Source organism: Halovivax gelatinilyticus, assembly GCF_024300625.1.
GTDB lineage: Archaea > Halobacteriota > Halobacteria > Halobacteriales > Natrialbaceae > Halovivax > Halovivax gelatinilyticus.
This window is the reverse complement of record NZ_CP101322.1, coordinates 2,116,637-2,137,336: the sequence shown is the minus strand read 5'-3', so window position 1 is coordinate 2,137,336 and position 20,700 is coordinate 2,116,637. Positions and strand designations below refer to the sequence as shown.

Annotated in this window: 26 protein-coding genes; 14 read left to right on the top strand and 12 right to left on the bottom strand. The window is 63.4% G+C overall.

Annotation, left to right across the window (positions count from 1 at the left end):
• Positions 1 to 118 precede the first annotated feature (118 nt).
• Positions 119 to 877, top strand: a complete 759-nt coding sequence (locus NKH31_RS10020; protein WP_254861655.1) for a glucose 1-dehydrogenase — start codon at positions 119 to 121, stop codon at positions 875 to 877.
• A 126-nt stretch (positions 878 to 1,003) separates the two neighbouring features.
• Here NKH31_RS10020 and NKH31_RS10015 read toward each other — a convergent pair whose 3' ends face one another.
• The 3 genes from NKH31_RS10015 to NKH31_RS10005 all read right to left on the bottom strand — a co-directional run bounded on the left by NKH31_RS10015 (position 1,004) and on the right by NKH31_RS10005 (position 3,935).
• Positions 1,004 to 2,194, bottom strand: coding sequence for a sensor histidine kinase (locus tag NKH31_RS10015; protein ID WP_254861654.1), 1,191 nt, complete (start codon positions 2,192 to 2,194; stop codon positions 1,004 to 1,006).
• Positions 2,195 to 2,497: 303 nt separating this feature from the next.
• Positions 2,498 to 3,076 carry a cadmium resistance transporter gene (locus tag NKH31_RS10010; protein ID WP_254861653.1) on the bottom strand — a complete coding sequence of 193 codons (579 nt, stop codon included), beginning with the start codon at positions 3,074 to 3,076 and terminating at the stop codon, positions 2,498 to 2,500.
• 172 nt (positions 3,077 to 3,248) lie between these two features.
• Positions 3,249 to 3,935, bottom strand: a complete 687-nt coding sequence (locus NKH31_RS10005; protein WP_254861652.1) for an SDR family NAD(P)-dependent oxidoreductase — start codon at positions 3,933 to 3,935, stop codon at positions 3,249 to 3,251.
• 305 nt (positions 3,936 to 4,240) lie between these two features.
• On the opposite strand from NKH31_RS10005, the gene NKH31_RS10000 reads away from it, so the two are divergent.
• Positions 4,241 to 4,822, top strand: coding sequence for a hypothetical protein (locus NKH31_RS10000; protein ID WP_254861651.1), 582 nt, complete (start codon positions 4,241 to 4,243; stop codon positions 4,820 to 4,822).
• A 103-nt stretch (positions 4,823 to 4,925) separates the two neighbouring features.
• On the opposite strand, the gene NKH31_RS09995 is transcribed toward NKH31_RS10000, so the two are convergent.
• Positions 4,926 to 5,708 (bottom strand): HNH endonuclease, encoded by a 783-nt coding sequence (locus tag NKH31_RS09995; RefSeq protein WP_254861650.1) that lies wholly within the window; start codon positions 5,706 to 5,708, stop codon positions 4,926 to 4,928.
• A gap of 1,234 nt (positions 5,709 to 6,942) precedes the next feature.
• On the opposite strand from NKH31_RS09995, the gene NKH31_RS09990 reads away from it, so the two are divergent.
• Positions 6,943 to 7,128 (top strand): dihydrofolate reductase family protein, encoded by a 186-nt coding sequence (locus NKH31_RS09990; protein ID WP_254861649.1) that lies wholly within the window; start codon positions 6,943 to 6,945, stop codon positions 7,126 to 7,128.
• Between the two features lie 24 nt (positions 7,129 to 7,152).
• Positions 7,153 to 7,464 carry a dihydrofolate reductase family protein gene (locus NKH31_RS09985; protein ID WP_254861648.1) on the top strand — a complete coding sequence of 104 codons (312 nt, stop codon included), beginning with the start codon at positions 7,153 to 7,155 and terminating at the stop codon, positions 7,462 to 7,464.
• A gap of 12 nt (positions 7,465 to 7,476) precedes the next feature.
• Here NKH31_RS09985 and NKH31_RS09980 read toward each other — a convergent pair whose 3' ends face one another.
• On the bottom strand, positions 7,477 to 7,680 hold the full coding sequence (locus NKH31_RS09980) for a hypothetical protein (RefSeq protein WP_254861647.1): 204 nt from the start codon (positions 7,678 to 7,680) through the stop codon (positions 7,477 to 7,479).
• Between the two features lie 123 nt (positions 7,681 to 7,803).
• Complete coding sequence (locus tag NKH31_RS09975; RefSeq protein ID WP_254861646.1) at positions 7,804 to 8,028, bottom strand: ribbon-helix-helix domain-containing protein; 225 nt, start codon at positions 8,026 to 8,028, stop codon at positions 7,804 to 7,806.
• 168 nt (positions 8,029 to 8,196) lie between these two features.
• On the opposite strand from NKH31_RS09975, the gene NKH31_RS09970 reads away from it, so the two are divergent.
• Positions 8,197 to 8,337: a hypothetical protein gene (locus NKH31_RS09970; protein ID WP_254861645.1), complete on the top strand. Its 141-nt coding sequence runs from the start codon at positions 8,197 to 8,199 to the stop codon at positions 8,335 to 8,337.
• A 129-nt stretch (positions 8,338 to 8,466) separates the two neighbouring features.
• A complete protein-coding gene (locus tag NKH31_RS09965) occupies positions 8,467 to 8,712 on the top strand; it encodes a UPF0175 family protein (RefSeq protein WP_254861644.1) in 246 nt (81 codons plus the stop codon).
• Between the two features lie 297 nt (positions 8,713 to 9,009).
• Here the strand turns inward: NKH31_RS09965 and NKH31_RS17825 are convergent, their stop codons facing one another.
• Positions 9,010 to 9,141: a zinc-ribbon domain-containing protein gene (locus NKH31_RS17825; RefSeq protein WP_425492323.1), complete on the bottom strand. Its 132-nt coding sequence runs from the start codon at positions 9,139 to 9,141 to the stop codon at positions 9,010 to 9,012.
• Between the two features lie 123 nt (positions 9,142 to 9,264).
• Entirely contained in the window at positions 9,265 to 10,176 is a 912-nt protein-coding gene (locus NKH31_RS09960) for a sensor histidine kinase (RefSeq protein ID WP_254861643.1), read from the bottom strand.
• A gap of 367 nt (positions 10,177 to 10,543) precedes the next feature.
• Between NKH31_RS09960 and NKH31_RS09955 the strand changes: the two genes are divergently transcribed.
• From NKH31_RS09955 to NKH31_RS09940, 4 genes are all read left to right on the top strand, one after another.
• Entirely contained in the window at positions 10,544 to 11,473 is a 930-nt protein-coding gene (locus tag NKH31_RS09955) for an ABC transporter substrate-binding protein (RefSeq protein ID WP_254861642.1), read from the top strand.
• A gap of 4 nt (positions 11,474 to 11,477) precedes the next feature.
• Positions 11,478 to 11,912, top strand: a complete 435-nt coding sequence (locus tag NKH31_RS09950) for a desampylase (protein ID WP_254861641.1) — start codon at positions 11,478 to 11,480, stop codon at positions 11,910 to 11,912.
• Positions 11,913 to 11,995: 83 nt separating this feature from the next.
• Positions 11,996 to 12,439, top strand: coding sequence for a response regulator (locus tag NKH31_RS09945; RefSeq protein WP_254861640.1), 444 nt, complete (start codon positions 11,996 to 11,998; stop codon positions 12,437 to 12,439).
• Between the two features lie 241 nt (positions 12,440 to 12,680).
• Positions 12,681 to 13,091, top strand: coding sequence for a DUF7344 domain-containing protein (locus NKH31_RS09940; protein ID WP_254861639.1), 411 nt, complete (start codon positions 12,681 to 12,683; stop codon positions 13,089 to 13,091).
• A 150-nt stretch (positions 13,092 to 13,241) separates the two neighbouring features.
• Here NKH31_RS09940 and NKH31_RS09935 read toward each other — a convergent pair whose 3' ends face one another.
• The 3 genes from NKH31_RS09935 to NKH31_RS09925 form a co-directional block, all read right to left on the bottom strand.
• Positions 13,242 to 13,547, bottom strand: coding sequence for an ArsR/SmtB family transcription factor (locus NKH31_RS09935; protein ID WP_254861638.1), 306 nt, complete (start codon positions 13,545 to 13,547; stop codon positions 13,242 to 13,244).
• 133 nt (positions 13,548 to 13,680) lie between these two features.
• A complete protein-coding gene (locus NKH31_RS09930) occupies positions 13,681 to 14,340 on the bottom strand; it encodes a helix-turn-helix domain-containing protein (RefSeq protein WP_254861637.1) in 660 nt (219 codons plus the stop codon).
• 207 nt (positions 14,341 to 14,547) lie between these two features.
• The gene (locus NKH31_RS09925) at positions 14,548 to 15,564 is read right to left on the bottom strand and encodes a Gfo/Idh/MocA family protein (protein WP_254861636.1); all 1,017 of its coding nucleotides are present in this window, start codon (positions 15,562 to 15,564) and stop codon (positions 14,548 to 14,550) included.
• Between the two features lie 264 nt (positions 15,565 to 15,828).
• On the opposite strand from NKH31_RS09925, the gene NKH31_RS09920 reads away from it, so the two are divergent.
• Entirely contained in the window at positions 15,829 to 16,104 is a 276-nt protein-coding gene (locus NKH31_RS09920; protein WP_254861635.1) for a HalOD1 output domain-containing protein, read from the top strand.
• Here the strand turns inward: NKH31_RS09920 and ubaA are convergent, their stop codons facing one another.
• Positions 16,105 to 16,929, bottom strand: a complete 825-nt coding sequence (ubaA, locus tag NKH31_RS09915) for an SAMP-activating enzyme E1 (protein ID WP_254861634.1) — start codon at positions 16,927 to 16,929, stop codon at positions 16,105 to 16,107.
• A 212-nt stretch (positions 16,930 to 17,141) separates the two neighbouring features.
• Between ubaA and NKH31_RS09910 the strand changes: the two genes are divergently transcribed.
• The 3 genes from NKH31_RS09910 to NKH31_RS09900 all read left to right on the top strand — a co-directional run bounded on the left by NKH31_RS09910 (position 17,142) and on the right by NKH31_RS09900 (position 20,682).
• Entirely contained in the window at positions 17,142 to 17,324 is a 183-nt protein-coding gene (locus NKH31_RS09910; RefSeq protein WP_254861633.1) for an HVO_0416 family zinc finger protein, read from the top strand.
• 413 nt (positions 17,325 to 17,737) lie between these two features.
• Entirely contained in the window at positions 17,738 to 19,618 is a 1,881-nt protein-coding gene (locus NKH31_RS09905) for a UvrD-helicase domain-containing protein (RefSeq protein ID WP_254861632.1), read from the top strand.
• Positions 19,615 to 20,682: a M24 family metallopeptidase gene (locus tag NKH31_RS09900; RefSeq protein WP_254861631.1), complete on the top strand. Its 1,068-nt coding sequence runs from the start codon at positions 19,615 to 19,617 to the stop codon at positions 20,680 to 20,682. The genes NKH31_RS09905 and NKH31_RS09900 overlap by 4 nt, the downstream gene beginning before the upstream one ends.
• The last annotated feature ends 18 nt before the right edge of the window (positions 20,683 to 20,700 follow it).

The window sequence follows — 20,700 nt, the reverse complement described above, 5'->3', positions numbered from 1 at the left end:
AGTGAGTAGTAGTCCCTACCGCAATGACACCAGCCAGTCGACCGAAGCGACACGTAATCGGGATTCCCGCCGGCAGCACCGCTCGCTCGACCGAACGACGCCCCGGAGGGAGATTCGAATGAAGGGCATCGACGGCGGCGTCGCGTTCGTCTCCGGAGCGTCGTCCGGGATCGGCCGAGCGACGGCGCAACGATTCGCGGCCGAGGGTGCGAGCGTCGTCGCCGCCGACGTCGACGCCGAGGGCGGCGAGGAGACGGTATCGCTGATCGAAGACGACGGCGGCGACGCCACTTTCGTCGAGACCGACGTCACCGACGAGGGTGCGGTCGCGGCGGCCGTCTCGACGGCCGTCGACACCTACGGCGGGCTGGACTTCGCGTTCAACAACGCGGGAATCGAGGGCGAACAGGTCGGCTTTCCCGACCAGGGCAACGATAACTGGAATCGCGTGCTCGACATCAACCTGAACGGCGTCTTCTACGCGATGCGCGAGCAGATTCCGCCGATGCTCGACGGCGGTGGCGGCGCCATCGTGAACACGTCCTCGATCGCCGGCGCGCTCGGCTTTCCGAACCTGAGCCCCTACGTCGCCAGCAAGCACGGCGTCGTCGGACTGACGCGGTCGGCGGCCGTCGAGTTCAGCGCCGAGGGGCTCCGGGTTAACGCCGTCCTCCCGGGCGTCATCGACACGCCGATGGTCTCGCGAGCGGGCGAGGCGGACGCCGAATCGATGGAGCAGACGATCGCGGCGATCCCGGCCGACAGGCTCGGCGAACCCGAAGAGATCGCCTCGGCGGTCGTCTGGCTGTGTTCCGACGACGCCTCGTACGTCACCGGCCAACCCCTCGCAGTCGACGGCGGCTACACGGTGCAGTGATCGGGTGGGCTACCAGCCCCGACGAGATCCTCGAGTGTGTCGAGCCCCTCGTCAGCTTCGACGGTCCACCGATCGACGGACCGGACGCCGTGTTCGTACGAAGCCGGGCGATCGATCAGCCGGGCGTCAATCGGTCGAATCCGGGTTCGAGAGCGGGGCTGGTTCCGTCGGTCCGTCAGCCGTCACCGCGGGAATCGTGAATGCGACAGTCGTTCCCTCACCGGATTTGGAGTCGACGCGTATCTCACCGCCGTGACGTTCGACGATCCGTTGACAGAGCGCGAGCCCGATGCCGGTCCCAGGGTGTTCGTCGCGACCGTGGAGGCGCTGGAACACCTCGAAGATGCGCTCCTGGTCGTCTGGGTCGATCCCGATGCCCTCGTCGCGCACCGAGACGATCCACCCGTCGCCGTCGCGCTCGGCGTCGATCTCGATCCGCGGCGGGTCGTCGCTGTACTCGATCGCGTTGGCGATGAGGTTCTGAAAGAGCTGGCGCAGCTGGCGCTCGTCGCCCTCGACGCGCGGGAGCGAGTCGGCCTCGATGGTGGCGTCTGACTCGTCGATCCGGAGTTCGAGATTCTTTCTGACCGCCGCGAGGACGCTGTCCAGGTCGACGGGTTCGAACGGCTCGCCCTGCGTGTCGATGCGCGAGTACTCGAGGAGCCCCTCGATCATCTCGCGCATCCGGTCGGCGCCGTCGATGGCGTACTCGAGAAACTCTCGTCCGTCATCGTCCAGGTCGTCGCCGTAGCGAGAATCGATGAGTTTGAGGTAGCTAGAGACCATGCGAAGGGGTTCCTGGAGGTCGTGGCTGGCGGCGTAGGCGAACTGTTCGAGCCGTTCGTTCGACGCCTCGAATCGCGCGTGCATTCGCTGGAGTTCGCGGTTTTGCCGCTCGAGTTCGAGGGTGGACGTCCTCGCGAGCGCGTCGTTCGCCCCGACGCCAAAGCCGGCGACGGCGGCGAACCCGGTGAGGATGGGAACCGATCGATTCGGCTCGGAGATGCCAGTGCCTGGCTGGACGTGATAGAGGGCGAGAAGTCCGAGCATGGCGCCGATGCCGACGAACGTCCACCCCGCGGTCCGGGCGTAGAACGACGGGTGCACGTCCATCGTCGGCAACCGGTAGGCGCCGACGAAGACGGTGAGTCCGGAACCGCCGACGAAGGTCGTGATAATGGCAGTCGTGAGTAGTGGTGCACCCGCCTGGAGCTGATAGCCCGCTCGGACCGTCGCGAGGACGACGTAAAACGCACCGACGGTGAGGAGGATGCGTCTCCCGCCGATCGTCGACAGCAGACCGCGCGTACCGCGCATGTGAACCAATGTCGCGGGCCGGCTCAATAACGGTTCTGAAACGATGGTGGGGACGGTTTTTGAGCGGCAACCTCGCGAGCGGTCGGTCTTGGAAGCGGTGTTTCGCTATAGGTGGTCGGGATTCGGACGCTGTCGACGGGGCGTCGGTCGAACGGTACCGACCCCGGGTGTCGGGAGCCTGCGGACACAGAACCAACGTGACCGATGCAGGCCGTATTGGCAGGCCGTGATTCGGCCGGAGTCGCGTCACATCCACGAACCGGAACCCGGTTCGTACATCACACGACTCGGTTCCGACGACGCTCACACCGCGATCCAGCCGGAGACGACGACGTAACCGCCGACGAATAGCAACACCGTCGGGACGAGCCACCGATCGATCCACGCTGGATGCGGGAGGTCACGCGTGATGTGCGTGACCAGGAGGGCGCCGAGAAACAGGACGCCGGCGCCGATGATATAGATGGCTACGACCGCGAGGAGTTGTTCCAACGTGAGGCCGACGAAAAACGGGATATAGACCGCCAAATTTTCACCGTTCAGCGCGATCGCGGTGACGGTGACGACCCAGACCCGCCCCATCGGCCCCGGGATCACCTGTAATTCGTCGCCCCTCGGGGCGGGTTCGCGCCGGAATAGGCCCCACAGCCCCATTCCGATCGGGATGGCCCCGAGCAGGAACGCCCAGCGCTGCAGGACGCCGGTCACGACAAACGCACCGAGGACGGCCCCACCGATCCCGACGACGAACCCCGCATAGTAGCCGAGTACCACCTCACCGGTGGCGTAATCCTCGTCGAGACAGAAGGCGATGACGACGACCAGTAGATCGAGGTTTGTCGCGATGAATACGCCGACTGCGGCGACGAGGAGTGCCTCCACAGTTCGAAGAAAGAAAAGGTCGCCTATAACTATTCGGCCGGTTTCCTGACCGGGTTCGGCGTCGTATTCGCGTTCTGTCTCCGCGTTCTCAACCTATTCACCAGCTGTTAGAAGGGCGTGTAAATTACAGCGGTGAATGCCCGAGGGGGGAACCTAAGCGGCGTTGAATTACTCAGCGCGTCGCTTGCTTCCACTCCCGGAGCCCGACGATGTTTCCGTCGAGATCCCCGGCTGGACACTCTAGAGCTGCCCATCGGAACAGCTCCGCGACGGAAGCCGGATCGCGCCCCTTCCCATGGGTGAGGTTAGTCGCAACGAAGCCCGGGTCGACGATTCCGACCGACTGGTCGATGTCGAGAGCGAACCCGCGCGCAAGCGCCTCGACAGCCGCCTTGGAGGGAGCGTACGCCCCCATTCCCGGTTTCGGATCGCGCGCGACCGACCCCGACGGGACGAGCACGCGGCCGTCGGGTCTCATGAACTGCAGAGCCTCCCGAATCACCGCGAACAGCCCGTACACGTTCGTGTCGAGTACGGCCCGGACGTCCTCGTAGTGTTCCTCCTGAAGCGGTCGCTCCCCCGGTGCGTGGGGCATCACTGCGGCTGCGGGGACCAGGACGTCCAACGACTCCGGAATCGTCTCGAGGAGCGCGTTGAACACCTCATCTTCGTCACGGACGTCGAGCGGACGAACGACCGGTGTGCCACCTGCTGCCGAGACGGTCTGCGCGGTCGATTCGAGTGCCTCTCTGGATCGGGCACAGAGAACTGTCCGCCAGCCGTCGCCAGCGAACGCCTCGGCAACGACTGAGCCGATCCCGCCACTGGCACCAGTAAGCAGTATCGTTCTGTCAGTCATGTCACCGCTAGCAGCACGGCCGAGCAGAAAAAACACCGTCGTCACTACGCGTTCGAGCAAAAGCCACCGTTCAGGATAGGCGCCCTGTACGCAACAACAGCAGAACGTGCTACCCAGATTTCGTCAGGAGGGGCTTGCTGCATACGGGACACGCAGTTATCAGAACGACCACTGACCCCTATACGCACTGTTAGAATATTCCGGCCGAATAACGGCCGTGTCTGTGGCAGCTCGATCACCGAAACCCTCGGCAACATATCTAAACCGGACGATAGTTATTTATCAACAGTAATACATTCAAAAATATGGACAGACGTTCGTATCTGAAGGAAATGGCGGGAACAACCGGAATAATTGCGGTAACAGGGTGTCTGGGAGGCGGCGACGACACCGAGGCGAGGGCGACGGACGACGATGGCATAGACGGTGAAGAATCCGACGATACGACTGACGATACTGGAGATCCAGAGGAGACTGAGGATTCGACCGACGATACCGAGGATTCGAATGACGTTCCTACCGGCCCCTCGCAGGGATGGCCTGAGCCAGGTGATGAGCCTTCTTGGAGCAGAAGACTCAGCGTGGGTCTGCATGGCACATACCTCATCGAGGACGGCGAGCGGCACTACTTCAACGTCGAATTGAATGAAGGCGATGAACTAACCGCGACGATGTACTTCAACCACGACGACGGCGACCTGAACCTGGAGGTCCTGGATCCAGACGAGAATCAAGTGGGTTCGTCGACATCGGATTCTGACGACGAATCCGTCACCGTTCAGGCGAGAGAAATGGATGCGAACACCCGATCGGAAGTCTACTACGTCGTCCCGTACGGGTCTTCGGGTGTGACCAACGAGTACGACATCGAAATAGAAATCGACTGAAGGGGTTCTAAACCCGTCGGTACACCCGTTTCCCTACCTCACAGGACACCCGACAACGCTGCGTGTACACGACGGTTGCCGCTCGGGAAAAGTAAGGAGTTCATCAGTCGACCGACACCGCCGGGAGTCGCCTCACCTTCGCCTGTATCTTCGAGCGGGGGATGGCCTCGCGATCGGCGTTCTCGTGGCAGTTGGGACAGAGCGCGACGAGGTTTCCCGGGTCGTTCGGGCCGCCCTCGCTCCGCGGTACGATGTGGTGAACCTCGAGGAAGTCGAAGGGATTCTCACACCACTCGCAGTGCTGGTCGGCGCGGTCGAAGATGATGGCATTCTTGAGTTTCTTCGGGGCTGGCGGGGTTTTCGTCGTGTCCTCGGCGGTGTCGTCGTTCGCCTCGACGGTGACGAGGAATTCGGCGGCGGCTCGCCAGCCGTCCGCGTTGAACCGATAGGCGGCGTAGCCGAGCGGGAGGAGTCCGAGCGCGAGAAATCCCAGGCCGAAGAGAAGCGCGATGGTGTTGGTGGTGCCCCAGAACGTGTAGATAGTGAACCCGCCGACGAGCAAGAAGGCGACGCTGATTCCGATCGGTGGGACGTCGTCAAGATCGAGGTCGTCGGACTCGGTCGACGCGCGGCCGGTCGGGCCGTTTGCCGGTGACGCCATCCCGAGCGGCGGCGGACCGTGCGCCTTCTCCTCGAAGAGCCCTTCCACTTCCGAATACGAGCCAACGTCATAGGTCGGGACGGCCTCGAACAGCGGTTGGTTGCGCAATCGCGACGCGTCAGGTGTATAGACGTTGAGTTGCGGTTCCGTACGGAACGTGATCTGGTAAACTCCGTCTCTCCGTTTTTCGAGTCGCCAGTCTCCCTCTCTGCGAACGACACCCATGAACAGGTGATTGTATTGATATTATAGGTAGGTTTGGGTGGGGACTGGAATAGGCGAGCTACCGCGACAGCACCGCACGGCGTGTCCCCAAGGGGACAGAGGCAAAAAAATTACACCGGCCCCTCCCTGCCTCCTCGACAGATTACCTTCTGAAACGGATGGTCCACATGAAACAGGTGAAACGGAGGTTCACTTTGAGTGGAAAGGACCGCTTCAGATCAGCGGAAGAATCCACATATACATCGTTGCGATTATGAAGAGGAAAAATAGCGCTACACCCGCAGCCTTCATCCAACCAGGAACCGGATTTTGTTCATAATCCTAAAAAATTCTTATGGAATATTATACTTTCGCTGGATTTGGATATAGAATCCGTGATCGATCCGTGATCCCTTGGAGTTACAGCTCGCCAGAGACCATTTTACGAATATGCACACGAGAACATGGATACTGTGTTCACATAGGGGAGGGCAGCAGGACAAATTTCGTGTGGCGCCGAGTCACCCGACCTCAAACTGAATAGGAAGATAAAGAACCGAGTTTAATTCACTAATTCCAGAAGGATTCAATACTCGTGTTCACAGAACCAGTGAGTCACGGTGGCAAATCGAAGTAGAACGAATCTAATCAGTCGCTGACCGAACCGCTCCAAGTCGATCGCGAACAGACCGTTCATTCACTTCATCGTCCGACGAACCCTCCGCTTCCAGTTCCAACATCCCGATCCCGGCGATGCAGTCGAGACACAGCTCCCGCTCAGAATCCCGATACCAGCCGGCACTCGCGTCACCATGCGTCGCCGTGAGTCGAACGATCCACTCCTCGGCAACTGAATCACCGCAGCGGTAGCACGGTCGACTCGCCGACGACTCGCTACGAACCTCGCCCGTCATCCATCCACCTCCCATGGCCAAACCGCGTTAGAATCCAAGAGAATTTCGACGAATAGCAGTTGCTTACGGTACCACGGGCGTGCGAGACCTTTTTGTCTCGAAGGTTTGTAGCGTAACATGGCGACCAAAATCCCCCACATGGGATTTGGAAGCCACGTCTCGGGTGCCCTAACACCCGGGACATTTCTCGTATGTCCCCCTGGCCGCGGGAGCGTGGCTTCCGTTCAAACAGTTAACCTGAAGCACCATATAATTATCTATCGCTATTAGGGAATAATCGGCCCAAAATCCATCGAGCCAGCCGTGGCGAGTGCTATTACCCTCTCAACCGTACGAATCGCATGGGCCGAATCACCTGCTACGTGGCGACGAGTGTCGACGGCTACCTCGCGGACCTGGACGGCGGCGTCGACTGGCTGGAGGGGTTCGAATCCGACGGCGAGGCATACGCCGCGTTCTTCGATTCGGTCGACTGTCTCGTGATGGGCGCGACGACGTACGAACAGGTGCTCGGGTTCGGCGAGTGACCCTACGGCGAGAAACCGACGTACGTGTTCACCCACCGGGACCTCCCGTCCGCGACGGATTCGGTCGAGTTCGTCGACGATGTCGAGACCGTCGCAACAGACCTCGAACGGCGCGACGACCACGTCTGGCTGGTGGGCGGCGCACAGCTCGTCCAGGCGTTCCTCCGGGCGGACGCGATCGACGAACTCCGACTGTCGCTCGTTCCGATCCTCCTTGGAGACGGTATTGCGTTGTTCTCGGACGGGGACGGACGGCGGCCGCTCGAACTACTGGATACCACGGTCGATGACAGCGAAATCGTGGAGCTTCACTACGCGGTCGGGGAACGCGAGTAAACACCCGGTGGATTAGCGACGCCCATCGCGCTCGCGGTCGACGAAACGAGAAAGATCGTCACCAGTGGTGGAAATCGACGCTCTGACGTCCTTCGGATCCGCCGGTTGATGCTCCGAGACGAACGTCTCCATCTGTGTCCGAATCCCGGCGGCCCGAGACGAGCTGAGAAACGGGCGGTCAAGAGATCGGTCTTCTGTCCGGGGTACGTCCTCCATAGCCGTGTAGTAGGAACCAGAGGAATTAACGATTTACTTCAGGTTGGCGCTTGAATCACGTCGAGGTCGACGGCCGAGGACAGCCAATCGTCATCTTTCAGCGCCGCGAGCACGACGTCAGTATCAACGTACACGTTTTCGCTCCAGTCGATCCTCGACGTCCTGGGCCGCCCGGTGAGCCGTCTCCTCGTGGAGGCGTTTCATCTGGGATTCACGAGCCACCAGCCGGGCCCCGTATCGGAGTGCTTCCGACCGCGAACCGAACTTCCCCTCCGCAACGAGTTGATCGAGTTCGTCGACCAGCCCTTCGGGGATCGAAACCGGGATCGATTTTCTATCCACACTCATGCCTATACATATGTGTAGAATTAGTATAAGAGTTTGGCTCATGAGACGATTGAGTATAGCGTGATCGAAAACCGCCACCCAAGATCAGAACACTACAGGACGGCCGAACGTGGTTTGTTCTCGACTCATTTTGAGGGTTCTTTACCCCCAGCCTCTGATTGTAACCTAATGACCGAGGAGAAACCATATCTCGACGTACAGAAATCGGACGCGATCGAGATTGACGACGACGGACCCCGCGTGGCAATGGAATCGCTCCAGAAAGACGGTGGTGACGACGAAGTGACCGCCGAAAAGTCTGAGAACTGAATTCGCAGTCGGGGATGACTCGACACCCGAGGAGATAACGAGGATCCATCGAGCAGTCGGCACAAGTCACAATGTCCACGAGGATGGCAGGGCCAAACACTCAATAATCGAGTCGTCCTACTGGCACGCATGGCGACGATCGAGATCGACGAGGAAGTGTACGAGGCCATGCAGCTTCCCGAGGGAGATCGGTCCCGGACGGTAAAGCAAGAGTTGGCCGTCTCGCTCTACGCGCGAGACATCCTCTCGTTCGGTAAAGCGCGTGCGTTAGCGGAGCTGTCGAAGCGGGAGTTCCACGAGCTTCTCGGCGAGCGCGAAATTCCGCGCCACTACACCGATACCGAGTTCGCCGATGACCTCGAGTATGCAGGGTAACGAACTCGTCGTTCTGATGCCTCTCAAGTGTTGAATCTCGCACTAATCGACCGACTCGATCTTCTCGAATCGCTCCGTTCGGGGACGCGTCCGACCGAACCCCGCCCCGGCTGGTGGACACCGTGGTCGACGACAGCGAGATCGCGGAACGCCACTACGCGGTCGGGGAACGGATATGAAAGCCGAAAACCCGAACCAGCGGGCGCTCCATCGCGGCCGACCTTTCAGCGCCGTCGTCGTGGTCTGAAGCCGTCGGACAGCGGTCCGACCGCTACCCGGTCGACCGTCCGATTCGAGTCACCGATCGACGCGACAGTACGGACACCGATCCCCATTTACCGCCCCGTTCACCGTTTTCCCGCACCCAGAACACTCCCAGAGAACCTTCATTCTCGACGTATGCGTTTCGTTCGCGGATACGTATAGAATTTCCTATATTTGATTCGAATGAGGAGTGGAAACTCCCACGACCGTCAACGATCGGCCATTGGACCGGCGAAAGGCGACGTTCAGGACGAAGGCAACCGATTCGAGGGAGTCGCGTAACCCGGTTTAAGCCACTCGAGACGGCTGGAATTCGAAGGTCACCGACAATCCAGCATCACCGTCCTGCCGGTAGTCTACGCCACCGTCGTTCAGTTCGGCGAGCCACGTGACCACCCACAGGCCGACACTACTCGTATGCATGAGCGGCGTTTCCCGCTGACGGCGGATCGCCCGGAGTTCCGCGTCTGGAAGGCCCGGCCCGTTGTCGCAGATGGTGAGGTCGACGCCGTCGTCCGACGCCGAAATATCGACGGCGATCTCGCAGTCCGAGACGTCGGCGTCGAAATGTGATATCGCGTTTTCTAAGACCTCACGGATCGCATACCGAATCGACTCGCCGGCATCGATAACCGTGTTGGGCGAGCGCTCCTTCGAGATCGTGATCCCCGGATAGCGCCCCTGCAACCGATCCAGTTCCGCGTCGACGAGTCGCGCCAGGTCGACCGAACGCTGTTCGTCGGGCGACGAATCCACCTGTTCGACCACTTTGAGTTTCTCGCTGATGGTGAGAAGGTCCCCCGTGGTTTCGATCACGTGGTCGAGTTGTTCGCGCAACTCCGGCTGTGTTACCCGGCTCGATACCGTTTCTGCGTAGCCACGGATCACGTTCAGATCGTTGCGGATGTTGTGTCTGAACACCCGGTGAAACACCTGCAACTGCTGGTTCGTCCGCTGGAGTTTCTCTTGGGCGGCTCCCATCTGACGCCGGTGAAAGTGCGTCAGGGTGAAAATCAACACGGTCGACATGCCGACGAAGATCCATCCCTTCGCGAGACCGACCGCCGTCGGCAGCTGTTGTGACTGAAACAGCACCGCTAGCGCGACGTCGGTGGTGGGAATCCAGAACAATCCGAACGTAAAGTATCCCGCAGAAATCTTGGCAGGAGATAAGGAAATAAGCGATTCTAATTCCGCCATGAAGACCACTGATGGGGGGATCAGTATAATATTATTGGCTGAAGTTATTTTTCACCAACTGAAATGGTATTGGTACAGATGTCTAACAGCACCTGCATCGGGACGCGGCGCAGTGGGTGATCGAGGAGGGGAGCCGCTAACTCGACCGACGGACGTTTTCGGGTCGGATTTCTCGTCGAGGTCGACGGTCGAGGACAGCCAATCGTCATCTTTCAGCGCCGCGAGCACGACGGCGGCGTCGACTTTTCGATCCAGTCGATCCTCGACATCCTGGGTCGCCCGCCGAGTCGCCTCCCGATCCGTCGATACCGGTGACACCACGCCGCCGACCCACGAACCTATTTCCCCGCCCCACCAACGCCCGCGTATGCGAGTCGTGACGACGCTTCCCTCGGCGACGGAGCTAGTTTGTGCCCTCGGAATCGAGCCGGTGGGCGTCTCACACGAGTGCGATTATCCGCCGCGAGTCGAAGACTACCCGCGCGTAACGCGATCGACGATCGACGCGAGCGGGACGAGCGCGGAGATCGACGAGCAGGTGCTCGACGCCCAGGCCCACGGCGGCGTCTACGACGTCGACGTCGAGGCGCTCGACCGGCTCGATCCGGACGTCGTGATCACCCAGGACGTCTGCGACGTCTGTGCCGTCGACGAGCGCGTCGTCGCGGCGGCCGTCGACGAGATCGACGCCGATCCGGCGCTGGTCCCGATCGACGCCCACCGGATCGGGGAGGTGCTGGACGACCTGGAGCGTCTCGGCGACCTGCTCGATCGGCCCGATCGCGCCGCCTCCGTTCGCGCCGACCTCGAATCCCGGCTGGACGCCGTCCGAGACGCCGCGCCGGAGCCCGACGAGCGCCCGCGCGTCGTCGTCTTCGACTGGACGGACCCGGTGATGGTGGCCGCCCACTGGGTGCCCGAACTCGTCGAGATCGCGGGCGGTCGGTACGAGCTCGCCGAGGCGGGCACCGACGCCCGACCCCGCCAGTGGGAGGAGATCGTCGACTACGACCCAGAGGTGGCGATCGTCGCCCCCTGCGGGTTCGACCTCGCCCAGACCGCGGCGAACTTGTCCGACCTCACCGACCGGGAGGGCTGGGACGAACTCACCGCGGTCGAAACGGGCCAGGTCTACGCGATCGACGGCCACCACTACCTGAATCGCCCCGGCCCGCGGCTGGTCGACGCCGCCGAACGGCTGGCGCGCGTTATCCACCCCGACCGGTTCGGAGACGCCACCGATCCGGGCGACCTCGCGGTCCCGGTCGAGACCCTCCGCCGGCGCGTCGACGCCTGAGCCGATGCTCGTCGTCCCCGACGCCGTCCGGAACGCGATCATCGATCGCGCCGTCGAGGGCGCTCCGAACGAGGTCTGCGGCGTGCTCGCCGGAACCGACGGAAATCACGTGCGTATCGTCGACCGCGCCATCCCGACGCCGAACGCGGCCGTCGAGCCGGAAACCACCTACGAGATCGACCCAGTGACCCTCCTCGAAACGGTCGAGTCGATCGAAGCCGGTGGCGACGACGTCGTCGGCTTCTACCACTCGCACCCGACCGGCCCGCCCGAACCGAGCGCGACCGACGTCGCGGACGCCACCTGGGAGGGCTACGCCTACCTCATCTGCTCGCTCGATCCGACGATCACCCTCGGCGTCTGGCGCTGGACTGGCGATCGGTTCGTCCGCGAGCGGGTTCGATCCGGCCTGCGGGGGTCGAGAACGCGCGAGTGCTGAAATCGGCGTTCGAGTGGGCGCTCGCGACGAGCGGCGTCGCGGGCCGGCAACAGCGCTTTCCCCGTACGCCCGGTAGCCTACCTGTGAACCGTTATTCGAACGAGCGAGCCACCATCCTGCTCGTCGAGGACAACCCCGGCGACGTGCGACTCACGCGGGAGGCGCTCGCCGAGGGAGAAATCGACGCCTCACTCGACGTCGTCACCGACGGCGTGTCAGCGCTGGAGTATCTCCGCCAGCGCGGCGAGTACGCGGACGTCGAACCGCCGGCTCTCGTGTTGCTCGACCTCAATCTGCCGCGAAAGAGCGGCGACGAGGTGCTCGCCGAGATCCGCGAGGATCCGGACCGGTCGCGCCTTCCCGTGATCGTGTTGACCAGTTCGAACGCCGACGAAGACGTCGCCAGATCGTACGATCTCTCCGCCAACGCCTACCTGACGAAACCCATCGATGCCGATCACTTCGTCGAAGCGATCCGTGCGATGGAGCGATTCTGGCTCCGAGACGTACACCTGCCTCCGGAGTGAGCCGATAACGACGGCTTCCCGCCACAGCGGGGTCGGTTCGACCGGTGACCAACGTCTGCCGCCGAAACACGCCTCCGCTTGGGAAATCACGTCGAACCCCGAGGACGGATCGCGAGCGTCACACCGGGACTCGGCGGCCACGTCCCGACGTTGCGGGTCGGCCGTCTCTGGTTCGAATTTGCAAATTTTGAGAGAGACAACCAGATGACTTATCATCCCCCAAAGTATAGTGAGATGACGTATGGCTGACGGAGGGGGTCCGGATTCGGGTAGAACGAGCGACGACGGGAGTCCCGATCTCGCCTCGCTAACCCGTCATCAGGCGGTCACCGAGTCTCTCGATTGCATCTACGAGCTGTTAGCGAGCGCCCGTCGACGGTACCTGTTGTACTACTTGCGCACTGCGGACGAGACGGTCGTCGAACTCGAAGCGGCCGCGAATGCGATCCAGGCGTACGAAGCCGCCGGAACGGATACCGGCGATCGGCCCCCGCGACGGACCATCGAAATCGACTTGCACAACGTTCATCTCCCGCGACTGGCGGATGCGGGAATGTGCCAGTACGATCCAGCGCAGGGACTAATTCGATACGAACCACATCCGGCGTTAGAGGAACTGGTCGAACACGCTCGGCACAAAGAGCTGGAGTGAACGGGTTGCGCCCCGAGTGTGCGCGACGCACAGTTCGCGAACCGTCGCGCGTCGACCGGAGTGTCCGACGACGATCACCCGGATCGGCGGCTGGGAGTCAACGTCCGTGAGTGCCAACGCGGCCCACACGGCGGGAGGTCGCGAGCGGCGTCAGTTCGAGACGGCGTCCAGGAGGTCGTAGGCCGCGTCAGTGGCGTCGGTCGACGCGATCGTTCCCGCGTCGGGGTCGTAGTCGATCACGCCGACGTCAGCCAGGTAAGGCAGGTGCTGGTGGTGCAACGCCACCGAGAGATCCTCGTCGACCTCGCCCGCTCGCCGCTCCGTGAGATCACGAGCGAGCGTCTCGACCGTCGGGTGATCGGTCCGCCGAAGCGTGCGCAGGACAGATCGACGCGTCGGATGGGCGACCACCGGAAACAGGTCGGCGATGGTCTCCTCGCGTGAGCGCTGGGTCATCGTACATCGGGGTAGCGTACACCCACAGTTCGGTGCTCGGGTGGGTATAACAACCACTTTATGCTCGTCACGGCCCTGCCTCCGGGTAACCAACCACGGGTCGGGTGACCCGTGGAACTCTCGCTTCCTCCGGTTAGAACCGCTCGCCCGGATCGAGTAACGCTCCCCGGAGGACCCTGTCCGCACCGCGTCGTACTCGTTTGGATGCAGCTTGCTGTGAGATACCCAGTTCGGCTGCGATCTCCGTCAGGTCGGTCTCACGCGGGACACGATAGTAGCCGCGCTGGACGGCGAGGACGATCGCTTCGCGCTGTTCGGGCGTCAGATCGAAGATGCGGCCGGCGCGCGACGCTTCGGTGAGCGTGTACGAACGGTCGATGTGCACCGAAATCTCCCGTTCGGTACAGAAGTTGTAAAACTGTCCGAGCAGGTCGTGGTTCGGAAATCGGATACGAAAGTGCCACCCGTCGCGGACCGTCATCGACTCGAGGACGACGGCCTCGGTTTCGCCGAGTCCGTAGAGGATACCGTTTACGTCTCGCGTCCACTCCGTCCGGTACAGGGCCGTGTCGTCGATCCGATCGAGCTGCGTAATACTCTCGATGTCCGGATCGGCGAGGACGTGGCGTTCGAACCCCTCGAAGTCCTCGCCCGTCGCCCAGAAGTACGGGACGATGCGACTTCCCGTGGGAACGATCGCTTCGAGTTCGATGCGCATGTCCTCGACCGTCTCGAGCGCCGACCCGAAGACGAAGTCCTCGGTCGAGAGGCTGAATTCGACGATGACGCTCACACGGGACCGACGGTGTGAAGCTCCTTTAGTCCCGGGTGGTCGCCATCCTGCTGTGCCTCGTACGTTCGAGTGTGATTCCAGCGAGTCGTGTCGCCGAATGCATCCGAACGGCGTGTCTTCGGTCTCGATCGAACGGTGTGAGATGGTTACACGGCGTCCGGAGTCGTCGACAGCGTCGTACGCACCGACGCTCCGCTCGGAGACACCTCAAATGCCGAGAAGCTCGTCGACGACCGCCTGCACCCGCGTCGCCGCCGCGAAGCTGACGAGGTCGCCGTCGCCGCCGTCGAGTTCGGTCACGAACTCGTCGATCAGCGCGAGCGTCGTCTCGCCGGAGTCGTCGGTGAGCACCCGCTCGTCCGGTTCGCCGGGGTCGGCCACCAGGCGGCGCCAGGCCCGCAACGACAGCGATCCCTCGGTCCCCTCGACGGTGATGGCGTTCTCCTCGCTCCCGGCGCAGTCACAGAGGAGGTCGATCGTCCCGTGGACGGGCTCGTCGAGGGCGACGACGCCCTCGGTGCCGCCTTCGACGGGCTCAGGATCCGCTCCGAACGCATCGCCGGCGTCGCCACCCGCGAGGAACGTACCGACGATGGACTCTTCGTACGTCTCCGGGCCCGTATATCGGACGTCGGCCGTGACGTCGCTGATCGAACCGAACAGCTCCTGCGTTCCGAAGACGAAGTGACTGCCGACCTCCCGGAGCGGGCCGCCCTGCTCGCGACCGGCGAGCCAGTCGACGTCCTGCCACTCGCGGGGCCACCGCGGAAAGCGAAAACTGAGCGTAACGCGTTTGGGCGTCCCGATCTCGCCGGCTGCGATCCGCTCGCGCATGTCCACGAACCCCGGCGTGTAGCGAAACGGAAAGTTGATGGCGGTCGTGCGATCGCTCTCGCGGGCGAGAACCGTCAGTTCGCGCCCGACCGTCGCGGTCTCGGCGATCGGCTTCTCGCAGATGACGTGCGTTTCGGCGTCGAGAGCGGTCCGGACGACGGCCGCGTGATGTTTCGGCGGGACGCCGACGTAGACGATGTCAATCGTGTCGATCGAGACGAGATCGCCCACCGCGGTGACCGCCTCACAGTCGTAGGTCTCCGCCATGGACTCCGCGCGCTCGGCGACGCGATCGCAGACGGCCCGGATTTCCGTCCGCTCGTGGGCCTCGAACGCCGTCGCGAGGCGCGACCCGATGACGCCGCAACCGACGATACCGACCTGGTACATGGACGAACCGTGGGGCGCTCGTCCCAAGAACGTGCCCATCGCGGCAGGACACCCCTGGGCGAGTGCTCGTGTCCGTGTCACGCAGTGAGCTCGTGTCCGTGTCACGCAGTGAGCTCGTGTCCGTGTCACGCAGTGAGCTCGTGTCCGTGTCACGCAGTGAGCTCGTGTCCGTGTCACGCAGTGAGCTCGTGTCCGTGTCACGCCGTGACGTTGCTTGCGCAGGTCGGTCGCCGATTTACGGTGTTCGCCGGTCGAGAGACGACCATGGACGAGCGGAGCGACGATTCGGCCGTCGTCACCCGGCAGTTCGACACCGAGAGCGCCGATCTGAACGTCGAAGTCGTCTCGGTCATCGCCGACCTCGAGGAGCGTCGGGTCGAAGACTTACCGCCGCTGTACAATTGCATCGATCACGTCTTAGAACACCTCTTCGAGAATCCGCCGAGCGAGAGCGCCTCGGTGGTGGTCTCGTTTTCCTACCAGAACTACCGCATCACCGTCGAGCAGGACGGCACCGCTCGATTCGAACGAACCGCGTGATCAGTCCGCGCCGATCGCGCACCGCGCCTCGTAGGTGACGTCGTCCACCGAGTCGATCGCCCGATTCGAACCGCAGACGGGGCAGTCGGGCGACGGGTGGACCTCGACGGTCTCGACGGTCATGCCGGCCGCGTCGTAGAGGAGCAACCGACCCGACAGGGTGTCGCCGATGCCGGTGAGGAGCTTGACGACCTCGGTCGCCTGGATACACCCGACCGTACCGGGGAGGACGCCGAGAACGCCGGTCGTGGCGCAGTCGGGGACCGTTCCGGGTTCGGGCGCTTCGGGGAAGAGACACCGGTAGCACGGCCCCTCGCCGTCGTTTTCGAACGTGATCGCCTGGCCCTCGAAGCGGTAGATGGCGCCGTGAGACAGCGGCGTTCCCGAGAGCACGCAGTAGTCGTTACAGAGATAGCGCGTCGCGAAGTTGTCGCTCGCGTCGCAGACGACGTCGTACGAGCCGGCGATCTCCTCGATCGAATCGGCGTCGAGGCGCGTCTCGTAGGTCTCGACGTCGACGTCCGGGTTCAGGCGGGCTACGTAGTCGGCCGCGCTCTCGACTTTCGGCCGACCGACGTCGGCGTCAGCGTGGACGATCTGGCGCTGGAGGTTCGAGCGCTCGACGACGTCGTCGTCGACGATGCCGAGTCGGCCGACGCCTGCCGCCGCGAGGTACTGGATGACCGGCGAGCCCAGCCCGCCGGCACCGACGACCAGCACGGAGCCGTCTAGCAGGCGAGCCTGGCCCTCGGGACCCACCTCGTCCATGATGACGTGACGCGAGTAGCGATCGAGCTGGGTCGCGTCGAGTGAGAGGTCGCTCATACCCGCCCGTTGGGCCGAGTCGGTCAAAAGTTCGCGGGTCGCTCGCCGGAGTCGACCGCACGTCGCCCGTCGATCCGGGTCGGATAAACGCCCGATATCGACGTATATGAGCCCCATAACCCGCGTACTCGCCATCTACCGAATCGTGAGGGAGCGCCAACGCACCGGGAGCGACCCCACGTTTTATTAGTGTGTGATGGTATTGCATGCCTATGGGAGCTACTCCCGACGGCACGGACGACGTGTTCGACCAGTTTCTCACCGATCGCGGACACACCACCGAGCGCGTAGGCTGGGAACGGGATCGACGGAAAAAACAGTGTCCGGAGTGTCGCGGCCTTCACGACAGCGCGGCGACGGCGTGTACCGTCTGTGGGTGGTCTCCGAGCCCGTGACGACCGGCGACCGACCGAGGACCCGGGCGTACGCGGCCGAGCTGATTTTTCGTTGATCGCCGCCTTCGACCGGCGGTACTGAGCGGAGAGACGTGTTCCCTGGTTCATAGCGTACGGTAGCGGACTGTCAGAGCGGCGGTTCGTTCGCGACCGACGCCGACGCCAGCGAAGTCACCACGCCGGAGATGAGCGAGCCGCGGGGCGTTCCCGACTGTACGGACAAGATCCGTGACGGGTGGAGATCAGGGCGACTCGGTCGCCTCGAAGAACCCGACTCGGTTCGTAGCCGGCGGTTGCCGGGTCGTGTCGCCCGTTCGGTGGCGTGGTGAACGAATCCGGCGGTGTGATTCAGCCGACGATCGGCGAAAGGAAACCCACGTCACTTATGATGGCCGCGCCCTTGTACGGTGACAATGACCGCGAGTGATACGACGGTTACCCGACTCTTCGGCGGACCCGGGAGCGGGAAGACCACAGCACTTCTCGACCACGTCGAAGAGATTCTCGACGAAGAGGACGTCACGTTCCGCGACATCCTCGTCGTCTCGTACACGCGTGCGGCCGCCCAGGAGGTTCGCGAGCGGCTGGCTACGCGCCTCGACGAATCGCCCCGCGCGCTCCAGGGCAACGTCTGTACGATGCACGCGAAAGCCTACGAGCTACTCGGGCTCTCGCGCGGCGACGTCATCGGCGAGAAGGACAAGGAGGCCTTCTGCGAGGACTTCGGCCTCGAGTACGAAGACGAGTACTCGGGCGCGGGCCGGCGAACCGCCCGATCGACGACGATCGGCAACAAGATCATCGCGACGAGCCAGTGGCTCCAGCGGACCCGGCGGGAGGTCGCAGACTGGTACGACGTCCCGTTCCAGTGGGACGTAGAAGAGGTCAGGCTCCCGCCCGACATCGACCCTAACGCCCAGGAGGGCAACAAGTACACGCCGACGTGGCCCTCGGACGACGACCGAATCGACGTCCCCGAGGCGATCCGCGGCTGGCGCAACTACAAGGGTCAGGAGGGCAAGGTCGGCTTCGCCGACATGCTCGAACGCGTCAGGCAGCGCTCGCTCGTTCCGAACGTCGACTACCTGGTGATCGACGAATTCCAGGACATCACCACCCTGCAGTACGACGTCTACGAGGAGTGGAAACCCCACGTCGAGCAGGTGCTCATCGCCGGCGACGACGACCAGGTCGTCTACTCCTGGCAGGGCGCCGATCCGGCGCTCCTGCTCGACGAAGCCGTCGACGATGACGTCATCCTGCCTAACTCCTATCGGCTCCCGTCGAACGTCCTGAACGCGGTCAACCGCGAGATCCGCCACATCGACGTTCGCCAGGACAAGGACTTAAATCCCCGCAAGGAAGGCGGCGTCGTCGAGGCCGAAACGAACAAGTCGATGCTCGATCTCGTCCGGATGGTCCGCCGGACACTCGTCGAGGACGACGGCACCATCATGTTGCTCTTTCGGGCGCGCTATCAGATGTTCCAGTTCGTCGATGAGTTCATCACCGAAGGCGTCCCCTTCACGGCGCTAACCGACCAGCGCATGTGGACCGACCGGCTCACCCAGTACGTCCGCGCGGTCGAGGCGATCGAGGACGGAAACGACCTCGACGGACTGCAGGCGCGACGGCTGGCGGACATGCTCCAGGACTCGGCGTTCGGGACGAACGAGCGCGACGCGCTGTTCGACGAGATCGACGAGTTGAAAGAAGAAGCCGGCGTCGACGACTTAGAAGAGTTGACCGTCCCGGCGTCGGTGATCGACGAGCACGTCCCGTTCATGCCGGGGCCGAACTCGGCCTCGGACATGCTCCGGAAGGTGACGAGCTTCCAGAAAAAGTCCGTCAAGGCCTACTTCGCCATCGGCGAGTACCGGGGAATGGAGACGGATCGAGTGCGCGTCGGGACGATCCACTCCGCGAAGGGTCGCGAAGCCGACCACGTCTTCGTCGCCACCGACCTGACCGAGAAGGTCGTCGAACAGATGGTCGCCACCATCGAGGACCGTTCGAACGCCGACGACGACGGCGGCATCACCGACATCCCCGGCTGCGAGGAGTTCACCAAGACCACCTCGCCCGTCCCCATCCTCACCGACAACGAACGGCGGGTCTTCTACGTCGGCATGTCTCGCGCGCGAGAACGGCTCGTCCTGCTCGAGAATCTGGTCGACGGTGCGCCGACGGTTCCCATCGACGTCCTGCTCAACAACGAACTCACCGGCGCCGACCTCGACGAACTCGTCGAGGAGATCCAGCAGCCCGAAGAACTCGAAGCCGAACCAGCGTGAGGCGGGCGCCGGAGGCGATCCGTCGGGCGATCGACGAGCGCGACGCGGTGGCCTACGTCCACGTCGGTCCGCCGACCGCGCCGGCGGGTCGCTACCTGATCGACCAGGACGGGGCGGGAAAACAGCCGACCGACACCGATCACCACGCGGTCGCCGTGCTCGACGAGCGCCTCCACGAGCCGCCGGGATCGACCCACGCCGCCGAGCGACTGGCGACGCGACTCGCCGATCGCGGGCGCTCGGGAACGCTGCTCGTCCCGGCGACGCTGCCCCACGACGCGGCGCTCCACCTCGAACGCGGCGGTTTCGACCTGGCTTCGAGCGACGCGCTCGGGCGGGCACGGGCGAAAAAGACCGACGACGAGCGCGAGGAGATTCGGCGAGCCCAGCAGGTCGCCGCGGCGGGCGTTCGCCGGGCGGCGACCGTCCTCGCTCCGGCGAGCGACGAAACCCGCGAGGAGTCGACGTCCGAAGTCGATCCGGCACTCGTCTCGAACGGCGAACCGTTCGCGCCGGAGAACCTCCGCAGACGAGTCGACGCGGCCGTGGTCGAAGGCGGCGGGTTCCCCGGCGGGCGAACCGAGATCGACGCGGCCGATCCGATCGCGCTCGGCGAACCGGTCGTCTGTCGACTCGCTCCCCGAACGGCCGATGGGTATCACGGACGACTCACGAGAACGTTCGTTCCGGGAACCGACGGCGGCTGGGAGCGCCGCGCACACGTCGCCGTCGAGAGCGCGCTTCGGTCCGCACGGACGATGCTGTCGGCCGGGCCGTCGACGGTCCGCGAAGTCGAAGTCGAGCTGATCGCCGAGGTCGGATCGTTCGGCTTCGCCGACGCGGCGCGCGCCGACGTCGTCGGCCTCGGGCTCGAACCCCGCGAACGACCGATCGACGGCGCGACGGAGATCGAACCGGAGACCGTCGTCTCGCTCGAAGCGGGCGTCGAGGCCGACGCTGGCGCGTCGGTCGTTCTCGGCGACGTTCTCGCCGTCGACGACGGGAACGCGGACTGGCTCACTCGACCGACCCGGTCGCTCGATCCGGTCGCTCACGACGAGTGACGCGATCTCGGGCGGGTT